We start from the raw sequence: 16077 nt of genomic DNA, 5'->3' as shown, positions 1-16077 counted from the left end.
CCGCTTCCGGACGCCTGCGCAAGCTATTCCCGCTTGCCTTTAGCATTTTGCGCCGCCACATGGCGCTTGTCATGACAGCATCCGCCACCGGCAATGTCCACCCCATCGGCCGCGCCAGCAGCGCGCCTTCGCTCGCCCCCATGATGGCGCTGGTCGCTGAGGGCATGAATCAGGTGAACGCCGTCATTCTGGACCGGATGCAGTCGCGCATTCCGCTGATCCCGGAACTCGCCGGGCATCTGATCGCGGGCGGCGGCAAGCGGATGCGGCCGATGCTGACGCTCGCCTGCGCCGATCTGGTCGGTTATGCCGGGTCGCGTCATTACAAGCTGGCCGCCGCGGTCGAATTCATCCACACCGCAACCCTGCTGCATGACGATGTGGTCGACGGATCGGGGCTGCGCCGGGGCCGCAAGACCGCCAACATCATCTGGGGCAACAGCGCCAGCGTGCTGGTGGGCGACTTCCTCTTTTCCCGCTCCTTCGAACTGATGGTCGAGGCGGAATCGCTGAAGGTGCTGAAAATCCTCTCCAACGCGTCCGCCGTGATCGCGGAGGGGGAGGTCAACCAACTCACCGCCCAGCGCAAGATCGACACCAGCGAAGAGCAGTATCTCGACATCATCGGCGCGAAGACCGCTGCCCTGTTCGCCGCCGCCTGCCGCATTTCCGCCGTGGTCGCCGACCGCACGGAGGCCGAGGAGCAGGCTCTGGACGTCTATGGCCGCAACCTCGGCATCGCCTTCCAGCTTATCGACGACGCCATCGACTATGAATCGGACGGCGCGACCATGGGCAAGGATGCGGGTGACGATTTCCGCGACGGCAAGGTGACGTTGCCCGTGATCCTCGCCTACGCCCGGGGTTCGGAAGATGACCGCGCCTTCTGGAAGCAGGCCATTGCAGGCAACCGGGTGAGCGACGAGGATCTGGCGCATGCTACGGGCCTGCTGCGCAAGACGGGCGCGATCGCGGATACGCTGGCGCGGGCGCGGCATTATGGGCAGAGAGCCATCGATGCGCTGGGCATGTTCGACAATGGCAAGGCCAAGGCTGCGCTGACCGAAGCGGTCGGGTTCGCCATCGCGCGGGCTTATTGAGGGTCTGGCAGGCCGGTTCGTTTCCATCGTCGTGTTCCTGCGCAGACAGGTGCACTTAGCGCTTCCTTCCGCCAAGACCTCCTGCCGATCATGATCCCTTCTCCTGAAACCATCGCCTTCCTCATGGCCGCCGCGCTTATGGCGGGATGCATCGACGCAATGGCGGGCGGCGGCGGGCTGATCGCCCTGCCTGCCTTGCTCGCCGCCGGAATCCCGCCCGTTCCGGCGGTCGCCACCAACAAGCTGCAATCCTCGCTCGGCACCTTCGGCGCCTGCGTCGCCTATGCGCGGGCGGGACATATGGATCTGAAGGCCTATCGCTCGCCGATATTCGCCGCCTTCGCAGGATCGGTCGGCGGGGCGTGGCTGGTGCAGCGGGTCGATCCATCCATCCTCGCGGGGCTTATGCCTGCGCTGCTGATCGCGCTGGCGGCCTATTTCACCTTTTCGCCCAAGATGAGCGAGATCGACCGGCGCCAGCGCATCGGCATGGTGCTGCTGAGCCTGCTGATCGGCGTCATCGGCTTTTACGACGGCTTTTTCGGACCGGGTGCGGGCGCCTTCTACACCAGCATCTTCATTGCGCTGGGCGGCCTGGGCCTCGTGCGCGCCACCGCGCAGACCAAGGCAGCCAATTTCGCCAGCAACCTCGCCGGCCTGCTCACCATGATCGCGGGCGGGCATGTGATCTGGATCGTCGGCCTCGCCATGGCGGTGGGCAGCATCGCCGGCGGGCAGATCGGATCGCGCCTCGCCATGCGCTTCGGCAGCCGCCTGATCCGGCCGCTGCTGATCGTCATGTCGCTGGCGCTGACGGCGAAGATGCTGCTCGACCCTGAAAACCCCATCCACGCGCTGCTGTTCGGCTGATCCTTGCACTCGGCCGGGAATGGCGCGAGAGGGACAGCCATGACTGCCCTGCCCATCGATGCCGTGCTGCCCGACCTGCTTGCCGCCCTACGCGAAGGCAGCAACGCCGTACTGGTGGCGCCGCCGGGCGCGGGCAAGACGACGGCACTGGCCCCGGCGCTGCTGAACGAACCCTGGTGCACCGGGCAGGTGCTGCTGCTCTCCCCTCGCCGGCTTGCGGCCCGCGCGGCGGCGGAACGGATTGCCGAACTGATGGGCGAACAGCCCGGCGGCACGGTGGGCTATGCGACGCGGATGGATTCGCGAATGTCGGCCCGGACCCGCCTGCTGGTCCTGACCGAAGGCATTTTCGTGCGGCGAATCCAGGACGATCCGGAGCTTTCGGGCGTTTCCGCGGTCCTCTTCGACGAAGTGCATGAGCGCAGCCTGGACAGCGATTTCGGACTGGCGCTGGCGCTGGACGCCCAGGGCGCGCTGCGGCCGGACCTGCGGATCGTGCCGATGTCCGCGACCCTGGACGGAGCGCGTTTTGCCGCGCTGCTCGCCCATGGCGGGAAGGACGCGCCGGTGGTGGAGAGCGAAGGCCGCATCCAGCCGCTGGAACTGTGCCATGTCGGACGCGCTGCCGAAAAGCGGATAGAGGATGCAATGGCGGCCACCATCCGCCGGGCGCTCAACGAAGAGGCGGAAGGCGACCTGCTCGCCTTCCTGCCCGGCGTGGCGGAAATCGAACGGACGGCGGAACGGCTGGAGGACGCCGGGGCGGAGGTTCACAAACTCCACGGGTCGCTCGATCCGGCGGCGCAGCGCGCGGCGATCCGCCCCTCGCGGGAGGGACGGCGGAAAGTCATCCTCGCCACCTCCATTGCGGAGACCAGCCTGACCATCGACGGCGTGCGGATCGTGGTCGACAGCGGGCTGGCGCGGCGGCCACGCTACGACCGGGCGGCGGGGGTGACGCGGCTGGTGACGGAGCGGGCGAGCCAGGCGGCGGCGACCCAGCGGGCGGGGCGGGCCGCGCGGCAGCGGCCGGGTGTCGCCTATCGGCTATGGGAAGCGGCTGCGACGGCCGGGATGCCGCCCTTCGACCCGCCGGAAATATTGGAGAGCGACCTGTCGAGCCTGATGCTGGACTGCGCGCTTTGGGGGGTGAGCGATCCGGGCGAGCTGCGTTGGCTGGACCCGCCGCCCGCTGCCGCCGTGGCGGAGGCGCGCAAGCGGCTGACGGTGCTGGAGGCGCTGGACGAGGGTGGACGCATCACCGCCCATGGCAAGACGCTCGCCACCCTGCCGCTGGAGCCGCGCATCGGCCATATGCTGGTGCGGGCAGGCGAAATGGGTTTGGCGGAGATCGCGGCGGAGGTTGCCGTGCTGCTGGGCGAGCGGGGAATCGGCGGACAGGACACGGACCTGTCGCAGCGGCGGATGCGCTGGCGGCGGGAAAGCGGCAAGCGCGCCGATGCGGCGCGGGCGATGGCGAAGCGATGGGCGAAGCTGGCCCCGACGGATTCATCCGGCGCAATCCCTGTCAGTGCGGCGGGAGGCCATGAAACCGGCCTCTGCCTTGCCCTCGCTTTCCCGGACCGGGTTGCAAGGCGCCGCTCTGCGGACGGAGCCGATTGGGCAAGCGTCGGGGGACGCGGCTTCCGGCTCGACCCGCTCAGCCCCCTGGCGCGGGAGGAATGGCTGGCGGTGGGCGAAGTGCAGGGCAGCGCCGCGGGCGCCCGCATCCTTTCCGCCGCACCGATCGGCGAGGCGGAGGTGATCGCCCTGTTCAGCGCTCGCGTCGCGGAACATCGCACCGTGCGCTTCCGGGCCGCCAATGGCGGGATAGAGGCGCTGCGCGAAAGGCGGCTGGGCGCGGTGCGGCTCTCTTCCGGTTCCGACGACCGGCCCGATCCGACCGCCGTGGTCGCCGCCCTGACCGACGGCGTGCGGCAGGGCGGGCTGGACCTGCTTCCCTGGTCCGACGCCGCGCGGTCGCTCAGGATGCGCGCCGCCTTTGCCGGGGTGGAGGCGCTGTCAGATACCGCGCTGATGGAAACGCTGGACGAATGGCTGCCCCCGCTGCTGCGGGGCAGGCGCCGCCTTTCCGACATCGACCGCTCGCAGCTTTCGGGCGTGCTGGAAGGGCTGATCGGCTGGGACGGGAAGCAGCAGGTCGACCGGCTGGCGCCGCCCGAATTCCGTTCCCCCGCCGGCAGCGGCCATGAGATCGACTATGCGGCGGAGGGCGGCCCCCGCGTCGAGCTGCGCGTCCAGGCCCTGTTCGGCCTCAACGAGCATCCGGTGGTCGGCAGCGGGCGCATTCCGCTGGTCCTCTCCCTCACCTCGCCCGCCGGCCGGCCGATCCAGACGACGCGCGACCTGCCGGGCTTCTGGAAGGGCAGTTGGAGCGCCGTGGCGAAGGAGATGCGCGGCCGCTATCCCAAACATCCCTGGCCGGACGACCCGGCGGCCGCCGGCGCCACGCTGCGCACGAAACGCGCCGACGCCAAGGGGAAGCCTTGACTTCGATCCAGTCGCTGGTGCAACGCAACCCGATCTTCCCTCAGGAGTCTCTATCGCGATGAGCGCGCGCATCTATCAGATCCAGAAGAACGCCCTGCAGTCCGGCAAGGCGCTGACCCGCAAATGGGTGCTGGAATATGTGGCGGCCGAAGCGAAGAAGCCCGATCCCCTGACCGGCTGGGCGGGTTCCGGCGACACGAAGCAGCAGATCAGGCTGACCTTCTCCTCCGAGGAAGCCGCCCGCGCCTATGCGGAGCGGGAGGGGATTCCCTATACGGTCATTCCGACCGCGCCGAAGACGCTGAAGATTCAGGCTTACGCGGACAATTTCCGCTAAGCCGCCCGGCAGGACAGGCCTGCGCCTTCAGCATCACCTGAGCGCCAGATCCGCCATCAACGCCGCGAAACTCGCCACCACGCCTGCCAGAAACAGCCGGTAGGCATAGCCCAGCCAGCGATATTTCCGCCGCTGGAGCACCTGCCCGTTCTGGTACATGTCGCGCAGCATCGCCCGGCACAGCGCGTCGTCATCCGCGACAAGCCGCATCATCCGATCGCTGAACTCCACTTCGCCGAGACTGGTGAAGACGCCGAAGAACAAGAGATTATCCCCCTCTCCCACGCCGCCGCGTGGCTGGCTCACGCTCGGCAGCACCGCCAGGATCGCGCAGGTCGCGGCCAGGAACACGCCCACCGCCAGCACCGCCACCGGCCAGACCAGCGCACCCGAGCGCAACTGCGCGACGCAAAGCGTGAAGATCACCATCGACGCGCCGATCAGCATGTTCGCCTTCTGGTCGGCCATCTGGCTGAGTTGCATATTGGTCTGCACCGCCGTGCGCAGCAGGTGGATCGCATTGGGCACCGGCGCATTCGCCCCATCGGCCATAGTCCCCCCTTCCCCTTTTTCGCGACAGTCATGCCCGATTGCCGCCTTATTCCCTTGCCAAAGAGCGACGCTTGAGGGCAAAAGCCGCTCTTTCACGGAAAGCACCACGGATAATGACGGATCGCCAGCCAATTTTCGACAGCGTTTTGAGCCAGATCGCGCCTTTCAACAAAAAGGGCGTCGAACTGACCGAAGCCACCACCTTCGCCGGCGATCTGGAATGGGACAGCCTGACGGTGATGGATTTCGTCGCCGCGATCGAGGATGAGTTCGACATCATCATCACCATGAACATGCAGGCCGAGATCGAGACCATCGGCCAGCTCGTGGACGCCGTGGCGAAGCTGAAGGGCTGATCCGCCTGAGACTTTAACCGCCGTTCGGGCTGAGCGAAGTCGAAGCCCTTTGCTGAGCCAAGGCGAAGCATGGAGCCGCGGCTCCGCTCGGCAAGAAGCTTCGACTTCGCTCAGCCCGAACGGTTTTGGGACGATTGAGACAATGACCGACGCCACGCAAGCCCGCGACCTCTTCTCCAAATTCGATGCCCTGATCGCAGAGCGCGAGGCGCTGCTGGCGACCGGCGTGCGCGATCCCTTCGCCATCGTGATGGACGAGGTGAAGTCCCCGACCCAGGCGGTGATCAAGGGCAAGGACACGATCCTGCTCGGCACCTATAACTATATGGGCATGACCTTCGACCCGGACGTGGTCGCCGCGGGCAAGAAGGCGCTGGACGATTTCGGCGCTGGCACCACCGGCAGCCGCGTGCTGAACGGCACCTATCAGGGTCACAGGCAAGTCGAGGAAGCGCTCAGGGACTTCTACGGCACCAGCGGCGCGATGGTGTTCTCGACCGGCTATCAGGCCAATCTCGGCATGATCTCCACCCTCGCGGGCAAGGGCGACTATGTCGTTCTGGACGCCGACAGCCACGCCTCCATCTACGACGGCTGCTTCCTGGGCGATGCGGAGATCGTCCGCTTCCGCCACAACAGCGTCGAGGATCTGGACAAGCGCCTGGGCCGCCTGCCCGCCGACGCGCTGAAGCTGGTGGTGCTGGAGGGCGTCTATTCGATGCTGGGCGACGTCGCCCCCCTGCCGGACATGGTGGCGGCGGTCCGCAAGCATCCCAATTGCATGATCCTGGTCGACGAGGCGCACGGCATGGGCTTTTTCGGCCCCAACGGCCGCGGCGTCTATGAGGAGCAGGGCGTCGAAAAGGACGTGGACTTCGTCGTCGGCACCTTCTCCAAGTCGGTCGGCACGGTGGGCGGCTTCTGCGTCTCCAACCATCCGAAGTTCGAGGTGCTGCGCCTCGTCTGCCGTCCCTATGTCTTCACCGCGTCCCTGCCGCCCAGCGTCGTCGCCACCGCCGCGACGTCGATCCGCAAGCTGATGCATGCCGGCGAGAAGCGCGCCCATCTGTGGAAGAACAGCCAGCGGCTGCACAAGGGCCTGACCGATCTCGGCTTCAGGCTGGGCACGGAAACGCCGCAATCCGCGATCATCGCCGTCATCCTGACCGACCAGACGCAGGCGGTCGCCATGTGGCAGGCGCTGCTGGAACTGGGGCTCTACGTCAACATGGCGCGCCCACCGGCAACTCCCGCTGGAACCTTCCTGCTGCGCTGCTCGCTTTGCGCGGAACATAGCGATGAACAGGTCGGCCAGATCATCGCGATGTTTGAGGCCGCGGGCAAGGCGACGGGGGCGATCGGCTGATCGCGCCTTCCCGTCGCCGCCGCGACCGGACGGGCATTTAACGCGACGGAATTTGCGGCGAAATCGGAACCTTTCACCTGCGGCATTTCTCCATTAATATTGTTCATCTAGTGTAACTGTCGATGGCGGACGGGTTTTTCATGGATGAACATGCGACAGGGTGGCGAGCGTTCGTTGCACGCTTCCTGCCGCTGGTGCTCGTCGTCCTGCTGGTGGGTTCTCTCGGCACGCTGCTCTACAGCGCCAGCCATGCGGCCCGCGACCATGAGCGCGCGCTGAAGGAACAGCGCCGCAGTTTCGAGATCATCGCCCTCGCTCGCGCGTTCGAGGCGAAGACCGCCCGCGCCGAAGTGACGCTGGCCCGCTATGTCATCAGCCTTGACCCCGATACCGGCCGCCTGTTCCAGGACCAGTGGCGCACCGCCGCAAGCCAGCTCAAGACGCTGAACTACACCACCCGCCATTCCGACTGGCAGCGCGGCAACGTCATGGCGTTGCAGGCGGCGTTCGACCAGCGCGGCAAGACGCTGAGCGAGATCGGCCTGCGCACCACCTACGACCAGAAGATGGCGGCGCTCGCGCAATTCCATCAGGCGGGCAGGTCCCGCGACCTGATGCGCATCACGGCGCTGCTGGACCGCGTCATCCAGGCGGAGAATGCCCGCTTGCAGGAGCGCAGCCAGGCCGTGTCGCTGGCCGGGGATCGCAACGCCTGGTTCGGCAAGACATCGCAGCTTTTCGGGCTGGTGCTGCTCGTCTGCGTGCTGTTCGCGCTCTGGTTCGCCAATGCCGCCTATAGCGAGCGGCGCAATGCCCGCAGGCAGGCGGATGACGAGGCGGAACGCGCCGACCGGCTGGAGGAGGCCGTCGCCACCCGCACCGCCGAATTGTCGGACGCCTATGAACGGCTCAAGAAGGAGACCGCCGAACGCGCCGCCGCCGAGGAAAATCTGCGCCAGATGCAGAAGATGGACGCCGTTGGCCAGTTGACCGGCGGCATCGCCCACGACTTCAACAACATGCTGGCGGTGGTGGTCGGCGGTCTGGAACTCGCCAAGCGCAAGCTGCGGCTGAAACCGCAGGAGGCGAACCGCCATCTAGACAATGCGATGGAGGGCGCCAATCGCGCCGCCGCGCTGACCCGCCGCCTGCTGGCCTTCGCCCGGTCGGAACCGCTGCTGCCCAGCCCGGTCGATCCCGATGCGCTGGTGGCCGGCCTGTCCGACCTGATCGACCGGTCCATCGGGGACCAGATCACCATGGCCTTCGAAAATGAGGCGAAGGGCTGGCGGATCTTCGTCGACCAGCATCAGATGGAAAATGCGATATTGAACCTGTGCGTCAACGCCCGCGATGCGATGGACGGGCGGGGTCGGCTGATCATTAGGACAGGGCAGGCCGAACTCGCGCAGCATGAGATCGGGGAATGCGCCGGCGGGGAATATGTGACCCTCAGCGTCAGCGACGACGGCTGCGGCATGACGCCCGACATCCTCTCCCGCGTGTTCGAACCCTTCTTCACCACCAAGCCGGTCGGCAAGGGCACGGGGCTTGGCCTCAGCCAGATTTTCGGCTTCGTGCACCAGAGCGAGGGAGAGATCCGCATCGAATCCGAACCCGGCAAGGGCACGAGCGTCCACCTCTATCTGCCCCGTCATATCGGTGCGGAAGGCGAAGACGCGATGGATGCGTCTGCGCCGGACCGGGAACCCGTGCTTCACCCGCCGATGCGCATCCTGGTGGTTGAGGACGATCCGCGCGTCCTCAACCAGACGATGGCGGCGCTCTCGGAACTGGGCCACCTGCCGGTCGCCTGCGATCATCCGTCGAAGGCGGCGAAGCTGCTCACCAGCCATCGGGACATCGGCCTGATCGTCAGCGACGTGCTGATGCCCGACATGACCGGGCCGGAGATGATCCGCACCCTGCCCCCCATCTATGCGCATCTGCCGGTGCTGTTCGTCACCGGCTATGCCGGCGATACCGCTGAAAGCGCCGATTTCGGGGGTCATGAGGTGTTGCGCAAACCCTATACGCTGACAGGGCTGGCACAGGCGCTGTCGAATGCGCTCAGCGGATCGCACCACCCCGGAACAGCCGCGGCAGCAGAGTAAGCGCGCCGATCAGCGGCCAGCGGCGCTGCCAGGGCTTGATCTGGATAGCGGTGCCGGCGTGGCGGTTGATCTTCCAAGCCAGATAATCGATGCCGCCGGCATAGGTGAAGCTCGCCTTGGCGAGGCGGACGACCGACAGCCATTTGCCGCGCCTTTGCAGCCGCCGCCAGAGGGCGGCCGCCTGATCCGGCTCCGGCGACGGGGGCAGGCCCTGGGCCAGCGCGGCTTCCCCGAAGCGCCGGTAACGATCCGGATCGGCATCGACGATGGAAAGGGAGCGGCCCTTGCGCTCGGCCCGCAGTTCCGCGCCATAGGTCAGGGTGAAGCCGGTCTTCCACAGCGACAGCGCGTCCTGCTCCCGCACCATCGGGCGAGCGAGCGAAAGCAGCGTCGGCGCGGCGCCGGCAACGGCGGCGATGGCGCGCTGGCGGGCAAGGTCGTCCGCCGCCCAGAGCAGCCGCGCAGGCTGGGCAAAGCGCGCCCAGACCGACACATTGTCGGCGGCAGGGCTGTTGAGGCGCGCGAAGTCGGCCTCCGAAAGCACCGCATATTTGGCGATCAGGCCGTTATGTTCGAAGGGAAAGACATTGGGCGGGATCAGCCGGTTGGCGGTCGCGAGCCAGCGCTTTCCATAAGCGGCGCGGTAGTCGGATACGATCAGGTAGAAATCCAGCATCAAGCCGTCGAGATTCTCCTCCCGCAGGCAGGAGCCGTAGAAGAGCACCGCCCGCGAAGCGTCGGGATATTGGGCCGCCAACGCGCCCGCCATCGCCGCCGCGCGCGGATCGGCGGGCGCGGCCAGTTCGGCGGTGACGAGGGAGAGGAGAGTGTGGGGCATCGGTCCTTGGGCTCCCCCCTTCGCAGGAGCGCGGCAGTCTTTCAATCCCGCCGCCGGAATATCAAGGACAGATTGTTCGCGGGCATTTCGACCAGTCGCTGAAATGCCAGCCCCTCGCCCTCCGCAATCGCAATGACATCCTCGGCCCGACGCAGGCCCCACTCGGGATCGCGCGCCCGAAGGGATGCGTCGAAGGCAAGATTGCCTGGCGCGGTTTCGACATCCTCCCGCAGATAAGGCCCATAGAGATAGAGCAGGCCACCCGGCGGCAGCGCGGCCCCCGCCGCCTTCATCAAACCGAGCGTCGCTTCCCAGGGGCTGATGTGCACCATGTTGATGCACAGGATCGCGTCCGTCCTTTCCACCGGCCAGCCGGCGCTGGCATCGAGCCTGAGTGGCCGACGCACATTGGGGAGCCCCGCTTCCCGCCGCCACGCTTCTATGGATGCCAGCGCAGCCGGATCGGGATCGCTCGGTTGCCAATCGAGCGCGGGCAGGGCGGCGGCGAAGTACATCGCATGCTCGCCGCTGCCGCTCGCCACTTCCAGCACCAGGCCGGAGGATGGCAGTTCCTCCCGAAGCACCGCCAATATGGGGTCGCGATTGCGCTCCGTCGCGGGGGCGTGGCGCTTGCCCGCGGCGGCGAGGCCGGAACCGGGTTCCCACGGCTCCGGCCCGTCCGTCATTCGGCCGCTTCCGCCAGCGCCGGCTCGGTCCATGTGAGGACCGGCTTGCGCGCAGCCAGCGTTTCGTCCAGGCGGCGGCGCGGGGCGAAATAGGGCGCGCCTTTCAGCGCCTCGTCACCTGCCTTGGCGCGTTCGGCCAGGCTGCGCAGCGCCAGGATGAACTGGTCGAGCGCGGCCTTGCTCTCCGTCTCCGTAGGTTCGACCAGCATCGCGCCATGCACCACCAGCGGGAAATACATGGTCATGGGGTGGAAGCCCTCGTCGATCAGCCCCTTCGCGATGTCGAGCGTGGTGAAGCCTTCCGCCAGCCCCTTGTCGCTGAACAGCGCCTCATGCATGCAGGGGCCGCTGCCGCCGAAGGGCGCGTCCAGCACATCGTCCAGGCTGCGCAGGATATAGTTGGCGTTCAGCACCGCATCGCTGGCGACCTGCCGCAGGCCGTCCGCGCCATGGCTGAGGATGTAGGTCAGGGCGCGCGTGAACATGCCCATCTGACCATGGAAGGCGACCATGCGGCCAAAGGTCTGGCCGTGATGGTCTTCCGCCGTCTCTTCCTCGACCAGCACGAATTTGTCGCCCTGCTTTTCGACGAAGGGCAGCGGCGCGAAGGGGGCGAGCGCTTCGGACAGCACCACCGGGCCGGAGCCGGGACCGCCGCCGCCATGCGGCGTGGAGAAGGTCTTGTGCAGGTTGATGTGCATCGCGTCGACGCCCAGATCGCCAGGGCGGACCCGCCCGACGATGGCGTTGAAGTTCGCGCCGTCGCAATAGACGAAGGCCCCGGCGGCGTGCACCGCGTCGGAGATCGTCTTCATGTCCCGCTCGAACAGGCCGCAGGTATTGGGATTGGTGATCATCACCGCCGCGACGTCGGGGCCGAGGCGGCCCTTCAGCGCTTCCAGATCGACCCGGCCGTCCGGTGTCGCCGGAATATCCTCGACCTTATAGCCGCAGAAGGCGGCCGTCGCAGGGTTGGTGCCATGAGCGCTTTCCGGCACCAGGATGACGCTGCGCGCATCGCCCCGCGCTTCCAGCGCCGCGCGGATCGCAAGCAGGCCGCATAATTCGCCATGCGCGCCCGCCTTGGGGCTCATCGCGACGGAATGCATGCCGGTCAGAGTCACCAGCCAGGCGGCCAGTTCATGGATCACCGCCAGCGCGCCCTGCACCGTCGATTGGGGTGCAAGCGGGTGAAGGTCCGCGAAACCGGGCATCCGCGCCACCTTCTCGTTCAGGCGCGGGTTATGCTTCATCGTGCAGGAGCCGAGCGGGAACAGGCCAAGGTCGATGGCGTAGTTCTGGCGGCTGAGGCGGGTGTAATGGCGCACCGTTTCCTGCTCCGACAGGCCGGGCAGGCCAATGCTGTCGGTGCGGGCCAGATCGCCGAGACGGCTGGCGACCTCTGGCGCTTCGGCAAAGTCGACGCCAGTTGTCTCGGTCGAACCGATTTCGAAGATCAGCGCTTCCTCCAGCATCAGCGCCCGGTTGCCCGTAGCGGTCGCGGGCGCGCTGTCGGCTTTAGTCAGAGCCTGCGGCGTGGTCGGCCGGCCTTCCTTGAGCATGGTCATGCCAGTTCCTCCTCCAGCGCCTTCGCGAAGATTTCGATGTCCTCCACCGTCACGGTTTCGGTGACGGCGACGACCAGTCCGTTGCCGATTGCCGGCGCGTCCGGGAACAGGCGACCGAGCGAGACGCCGCCCAGCACGCCCTTGTCCGCCAGGTTGCGGACGACTTCGCGGGCGTCCTTCGACAGGATCAGGGTGAATTCGTTGAAGAAACTGTCGTTGAGCAGCGTGACGCCGGGCACCTGGGCCAGCCGGTCGGCCGCCTGAACGGCCAGCCCATGGTTGAGCGCCGCCAGTTCCCGCAATCCCCTTTCGCCCAGCAGCGTCATATGGATGCTGAACGCCAGCGCGCAGAGGCCGGAATTGGTGCAGATGTTCGACGTCGCCTTTTCACGGCGGATATGCTGCTCGCGCGTGGAAAGCGTCAGCACGAAGCCGCGCTTGCCCGCCGCGTCCACCGTCTCGCCGCAAAGGCGGCCCGGCATCTGGCGGACATATTTCTGCTTGCACGCGAACAGGCCCAGATAAGGCCCGCCAAATTGCAGGCCGACGCCGATGGACTGCCCTTCGCCCACGACGATGTCCGCGTCCATATGGCCCGGCGCCCTGATCGCTCCGAGCGCGACGGGTTCCGTCACCACCGCGACCAGCAGCGCGCCCGCCGCGTGGGCGGCATCGGCCAGCGGCGTCAGGTCGGCGATGCGGCCGAGAATGTCGGGATATTGGACGACGACGCAGCTTGTATCCTTGTCGATCCCGGCGATCAGCGCGTCGATGTCGGTGGCGGCGTCCAGCGTCGGCGCCTGATGCACCAGCGCGTCGCCGGTGAATTTCGCCATGGTGTTGGCGACCGAGACATAATGGGGGTGCAGGCCGGAGGACAGGATCGCCTTGCCGCGCTTGGTGATGCGGCGGGCCATGCCGATCGCTTCCCAGCAGGCGGTCGACCCGTCATACATGGAGGCGTTGGCGACGTCGCAGCCCAGCAGGCGCGCCACCTGCGTCTGGAATTCGAACAGCACCTGCAAGGTGCCCTGCGCGATTTCCGGCTGATAGGGGGTGTAGGCCGTCAGGAACTCGCCGCGCTGGATCAGATGATCGACGCTGGCGGGGACATGATGCCTGTACGCGCCCGCACCCAGGAAGAAGGGCGCTTCCCCCGCCGACAGATTCTTCCGCGCAAGGGCCGCCATGTGGCGCTCGACCGCCAGTTCGCTGGCATGGTCGGGCAGGCCGGCGATCTTGTCCGAAAGGCGGGCCTCGGCAGGAACGTCCACGAACAGGTCATCAATGGAGGACGCCCCGATGACGGACAGCATGTCCTGCCGGTCGGTGTCGGTAAGGGGTAGGTAGCGCATTTCACATATCTCCTCTCCCCTCCCCTTCAGGGAAAGGGCCGGGGGTGGGGACCATCCTCCAGACGCGGCGCCCGGGGCGGTCCCCAACCCCTCCCCCGAAAGGGAGGGGCTATTGGCTTCTCAAAGGCTCGCGACGAACTTCTTGTAGGCGGCTTCGTTCATCAGGCCTTCCAGTTCGCTGGCATCCGTGACGCGCAGCTTGAAGAACCAGCCATCCTCTTCGGCATCGCTGTTCACCAGCGCAGGCTCGTCTTCCAGCGCGCTGTTGGTTTCCACGACCTCGCCGGAAATCGGCGCATAGACGTCCGAGGCGGCCTTGACCGACTCCACCACGGCCGCGTCATCGCCCTTTTCGAAGGTCGTGCCCTCCGCAGGCAATTCGACGAAGACGATGTCGCCCAACTGCTCCTGCGCATAATCGGTGATGCCGACCGTGGCGATTTCGCCCTCGACATCGATCCATTCATGTTCGTCGGTGAAATAACGGCTCATAAATCAATCCCCTTCCGAAAAGGACTCAGGCTTTGCGGCGATAACGGTGCGGAACGAACGGCATCGGCGCAACCTCCGCCGCGATGCGCTTGCCGCGCACTTCGATTTCGAGCGCCGTGCCGATCGCGCTGTGGGGCAGGCTGACCCAGCCCATCGCGATCGGCGCGCCCACCGTAGGCGCGAAGCCGCCGGACGTGACTTCGCCCACCTGCGCGCCGCCGGCATGGATCGTCGCGCCCTCCCGCGCTGGCAGGCGGCCCTCGATCCTCAGGCCCACGCGCTTCGAACCCGGTCCGTCGGCCAATTCCTTCATCACCCGCGCATGGCCGATGAAGCCGCCTTCTTCCCGCCTGCGCTTATGGATGGCGAAGCCCAGATCGGCGCCGATGGTGCTGACGGCAGGCGTCAAGTCATGGCCGTAAAGCGGCAGCCCGGCCTCCAGGCGCAGGGAATCGCGTGCCCCAAGGCCGATCGGCTTCACCTGCGGCAACGCGCAGAGCGCATCGGCCAGCAGCGTCACATCCGCGGCGGGCACGCTGATCTCGAAGCCATCCTCGCCGGTATAGCCCGACCGGCTGATCCACAGCGGAACGCCGCGCCAGGTGAAGAGGCCGGACTGCATGAAGATCAGATCCGCGGTTTCCGGGACCAGCGTGGCCATCGCCTCCCCTGCTTCCGGCCCCTGCAAGGCGAGCAGGGCCTGCTCGTCCATGTGATTCATCACCACTTCATCGGGCAGATGCTCGATCATCCAGCCGATGTCGTCATATTTGGTCGCGCCGTTGACCACCATATAGATGTCCGCCCCGTCGAAGGCGCCGTCTCCCAGGCGGGAGACCATCAGGTCGTCCAATATGCCGCCTTCTTCATCGAGCAGCATCGAATAGCGCTGGCGAAAGGGCTTCAGCCCCTTGATGTCGCTCGGCAACAGGATTTCCAGCGCGTCGTCCACGCCTTGGCCGGAAAAGCCGATCTGGCCCATATGGCTGACGTCGAACAGCCCGGCATGTTCGCGGGTCCAGGCATGTTCGGCCATGATGCCTTCATATTGGATCGGCATGTGATAGCCCGCGAAGCCGACCATCCGCGCGCCCCTGGCGCGGTGCCAGCCATCCAGCGGCAGGTCCTGCAACGGCAATTCTTCTTCGAGATGGGCGATGTCGTCATTGCCGGACATGAGGGGCGGCCTTTCCGTGCGAGGGTCATTGGCGACAGACGCGCCCGTCCGGAGTCGGACTCATCGCGCTTGCCACCCCCTCTGTCACGGAACCTGAGAGCTTTGACCACCAGTCAGGCGACCGGATGGCTTACCCCTTCGGTGGGACGGCGCGAACCGTCCGCTTTCCAGAGTGCCTGCCCATGATGCGGTCCTTTGGCCTGAGAGATTCCGGGGCGGTTGCTCCTTCGGCGACGGGGTGGCCTGAAAGGCTTCCCATGCTCTCCCGCATCAAGTCCGATGACCGAATCCACGGCACCGGCGACAGTTCCGCATTGCGTGAAACGCGCCGCGCCGTCAATCGCTCAATCGGCGCCTTCCTCTTTTGCCAGCCGTTCGGCCAATATGCGCGCGGCCTGCCGCCGTTCGATCAGCCGCCGGTTGGCCGATGCGTCGTTCAGGACCAGGGCGCCAAGCCCCTCCTCCCCTTCGAACAGGCGCAGGAAGCGTTCGACGCCGGCGAAATTGGAGTCCGCGACCAGATGTCGCACCAGGTCGATCCGCCCCGACCAGAGCCGGTCGCCCTGCGCGCGCAGCAGGTCGGCAAGATCCTCAAGCTGGGCCGCGAGCGCGGCGATCTGCGGATGAAGGGCCATGACCCGATGCGTAGAGTATCCGTGATGATCAAGCGGGAGATTGCGACCAGCATCGATCGGCCTTGAGCAGCGCGTTTGCGGTGACGACGAGCTTTCGCATGACGGCTGTGATGGCGATCT

General features: G+C 66.6%; 15 protein-coding genes and 1 riboswitch. Of the genes, 7 read left to right on the top strand and 8 right to left on the bottom strand.

What is annotated here, in order from left to right:
* Positions 1-71 precede the first annotated feature (71 nt).
* From A0J57_RS23060 to A0J57_RS23045, 4 genes are all read left to right on the top strand, one after another.
* A complete protein-coding gene (locus tag A0J57_RS23060; RefSeq protein WP_025549588.1) occupies positions 72-1100 on the top strand; it encodes a polyprenyl synthetase family protein in 1029 nt (342 codons plus the stop codon).
* Positions 1101-1190: 90 nt separating this feature from the next.
* Positions 1191-1970, top strand: coding sequence for a TSUP family transporter (locus A0J57_RS23055; RefSeq protein ID WP_061940109.1), 780 nt, complete (start codon positions 1191-1193; stop codon positions 1968-1970).
* A gap of 39 nt (positions 1971-2009) precedes the next feature.
* Complete coding sequence (hrpB, locus tag A0J57_RS23050) at positions 2010-4481, top strand: ATP-dependent helicase HrpB (protein ID WP_061940107.1); 2472 nt, start codon at positions 2010-2012, stop codon at positions 4479-4481.
* 58 nt (positions 4482-4539) lie between these two features.
* Positions 4540-4818 (top strand): ETC complex I subunit, encoded by a 279-nt coding sequence (locus A0J57_RS23045; RefSeq protein WP_025549586.1) that lies wholly within the window; start codon positions 4540-4542, stop codon positions 4816-4818.
* A gap of 33 nt (positions 4819-4851) precedes the next feature.
* Here the strand turns inward: A0J57_RS23045 and A0J57_RS23040 are convergent, their stop codons facing one another.
* The gene (locus A0J57_RS23040; protein WP_061940105.1) at positions 4852-5370 is read right to left on the bottom strand and encodes a Pycsar system effector family protein; all 519 of its coding nucleotides are present in this window, start codon (positions 5368-5370) and stop codon (positions 4852-4854) included.
* Positions 5371-5483: 113 nt separating this feature from the next.
* Between A0J57_RS23040 and A0J57_RS23035 the strand changes: the two genes are divergently transcribed.
* The 3 genes from A0J57_RS23035 to A0J57_RS23025 all read left to right on the top strand — a co-directional run bounded on the left by A0J57_RS23035 (position 5484) and on the right by A0J57_RS23025 (position 9206).
* Entirely contained in the window at positions 5484-5726 is a 243-nt protein-coding gene (locus A0J57_RS23035) for an acyl carrier protein (protein WP_044660120.1), read from the top strand.
* Positions 5727-5868: 142 nt separating this feature from the next.
* On the top strand, positions 5869-7092 hold the full coding sequence (locus tag A0J57_RS23030; RefSeq protein ID WP_025549585.1) for an aminotransferase class I/II-fold pyridoxal phosphate-dependent enzyme: 1224 nt from the start codon (positions 5869-5871) through the stop codon (positions 7090-7092).
* 122 nt (positions 7093-7214) lie between these two features.
* Positions 7215-9206, top strand: a complete 1992-nt coding sequence (locus A0J57_RS23025; RefSeq protein WP_025549584.1) for an ATP-binding protein — start codon at positions 7215-7217, stop codon at positions 9204-9206.
* Here the strand turns inward: A0J57_RS23025 and A0J57_RS23020 are convergent.
* The 7 genes from A0J57_RS23020 to A0J57_RS22990 all read right to left on the bottom strand — a co-directional run bounded on the left by A0J57_RS23020 (position 9163) and on the right by A0J57_RS22990 (position 15957).
* Positions 9163-10044: a hypothetical protein gene (locus A0J57_RS23020; RefSeq protein WP_044660122.1), complete on the bottom strand. Its 882-nt coding sequence runs from the start codon at positions 10042-10044 to the stop codon at positions 9163-9165. The two genes, A0J57_RS23025 and A0J57_RS23020, sit on opposite strands and share 44 nt — an antisense overlap.
* Positions 10045-10085: 41 nt before the next feature.
* Positions 10086-10730 (bottom strand): DUF938 domain-containing protein, encoded by a 645-nt coding sequence (locus A0J57_RS23015; RefSeq protein ID WP_061940103.1) that lies wholly within the window; start codon positions 10728-10730, stop codon positions 10086-10088.
* Complete coding sequence (gene gcvPB / locus A0J57_RS23010; RefSeq protein WP_044660124.1) at positions 10727-12298, bottom strand: aminomethyl-transferring glycine dehydrogenase subunit GcvPB; 1572 nt, start codon at positions 12296-12298, stop codon at positions 10727-10729. Before gcvPB ends, A0J57_RS23015 begins: the two co-directional genes overlap by 4 nt.
* Complete coding sequence (gene gcvPA, locus A0J57_RS23005; protein ID WP_025549580.1) at positions 12295-13653, bottom strand: aminomethyl-transferring glycine dehydrogenase subunit GcvPA; 1359 nt, start codon at positions 13651-13653, stop codon at positions 12295-12297. Before gcvPA ends, gcvPB begins: the two co-directional genes overlap by 4 nt.
* Positions 13654-13773: 120 nt before the next feature.
* The gene (gcvH, locus tag A0J57_RS23000) at positions 13774-14145 is read right to left on the bottom strand and encodes a glycine cleavage system protein GcvH (RefSeq protein WP_013040940.1); all 372 of its coding nucleotides are present in this window, start codon (positions 14143-14145) and stop codon (positions 13774-13776) included.
* 25 nt (positions 14146-14170) lie between these two features.
* Positions 14171-15322 carry a glycine cleavage system aminomethyltransferase GcvT gene (gcvT, locus tag A0J57_RS22995; protein WP_076605803.1) on the bottom strand — a complete coding sequence of 384 codons (1152 nt, stop codon included), beginning with the start codon at positions 15320-15322 and terminating at the stop codon, positions 14171-14173.
* A gap of 178 nt (positions 15323-15500) precedes the next feature.
* Positions 15501-15600, bottom strand: a riboswitch (glycine riboswitch).
* Between the two features lie 66 nt (positions 15601-15666).
* Positions 15667-15957 carry a hypothetical protein gene (locus tag A0J57_RS22990; protein WP_025549578.1) on the bottom strand — a complete coding sequence of 97 codons (291 nt, stop codon included), beginning with the start codon at positions 15955-15957 and terminating at the stop codon, positions 15667-15669.
* Positions 15958-16077 lie beyond the last annotated feature (120 nt).

The sequence above is a fragment of the Sphingobium sp. 22B genome, from assembly GCF_001580035.1.
In the GTDB taxonomy this organism is placed as follows: Bacteria; Pseudomonadota; Alphaproteobacteria; order Sphingomonadales; family Sphingomonadaceae; genus Sphingobium; species Sphingobium fuliginis.
The sequence above is the reverse complement of the archived record's forward strand: the minus strand, read 5'-3'. Positions and strand labels throughout refer to the sequence as shown.

Bases quoted from the DNA above. Each gene is read 5' to 3' on its own strand.
- A0J57_RS23035 (WP_044660120.1), top strand. From the start codon at position 5,484: ATGACGGATCGCCAGCCAATTTTCGACAGCGTTTTGAGCCAGATCGCG.
- A0J57_RS23020 (WP_044660122.1), bottom strand. From the start codon at position 10,044: ATGCCCCACACTCTCCTCTCCCTCGTCACCGCCGAACTGGCCGCGCCC.
- A0J57_RS22990 (WP_025549578.1), bottom strand. From the start codon at position 15,957: ATGGCCCTTCATCCGCAGATCGCCGCGCTCGCGGCCCAGCTTGAGGAT.
- A0J57_RS23015 (WP_061940103.1), bottom strand. From the start codon at position 10,730: ATGACGGACGGGCCGGAGCCGTGGGAACCCGGTTCCGGCCTCGCCGCC.
- A0J57_RS23055 (WP_061940109.1), top strand. From the start codon at position 1,191: ATGATCCCTTCTCCTGAAACCATCGCCTTCCTCATGGCCGCCGCGCTT.
- gcvPA (WP_025549580.1), bottom strand. From the start codon at position 13,653: ATGCGCTACCTACCCCTTACCGACACCGACCGGCAGGACATGCTGTCC.
- A0J57_RS23040 (WP_061940105.1), bottom strand. From the start codon at position 5,370: ATGGCCGATGGGGCGAATGCGCCGGTGCCCAATGCGATCCACCTGCTG.
- A0J57_RS23030 (WP_025549585.1), top strand. From the start codon at position 5,869: ATGACCGACGCCACGCAAGCCCGCGACCTCTTCTCCAAATTCGATGCC.
- A0J57_RS23045 (WP_025549586.1), top strand. From the start codon at position 4,540: ATGAGCGCGCGCATCTATCAGATCCAGAAGAACGCCCTGCAGTCCGGC.
- A0J57_RS23025 (WP_025549584.1), top strand. From the start codon at position 7,215: ATGGCGGACGGGTTTTTCATGGATGAACATGCGACAGGGTGGCGAGCG.
- A0J57_RS23060 (WP_025549588.1), top strand. From the start codon at position 72: ATGACAGCATCCGCCACCGGCAATGTCCACCCCATCGGCCGCGCCAGC.
- hrpB (WP_061940107.1), top strand. From the start codon at position 2,010: ATGACTGCCCTGCCCATCGATGCCGTGCTGCCCGACCTGCTTGCCGCC.
- gcvH (WP_013040940.1), bottom strand. From the start codon at position 14,145: ATGAGCCGTTATTTCACCGACGAACATGAATGGATCGATGTCGAGGGC.
- gcvPB (WP_044660124.1), bottom strand. From the start codon at position 12,298: ATGACCATGCTCAAGGAAGGCCGGCCGACCACGCCGCAGGCTCTGACT.
- gcvT (WP_076605803.1), bottom strand. From the start codon at position 15,322: ATGTCCGGCAATGACGACATCGCCCATCTCGAAGAAGAATTGCCGTTG.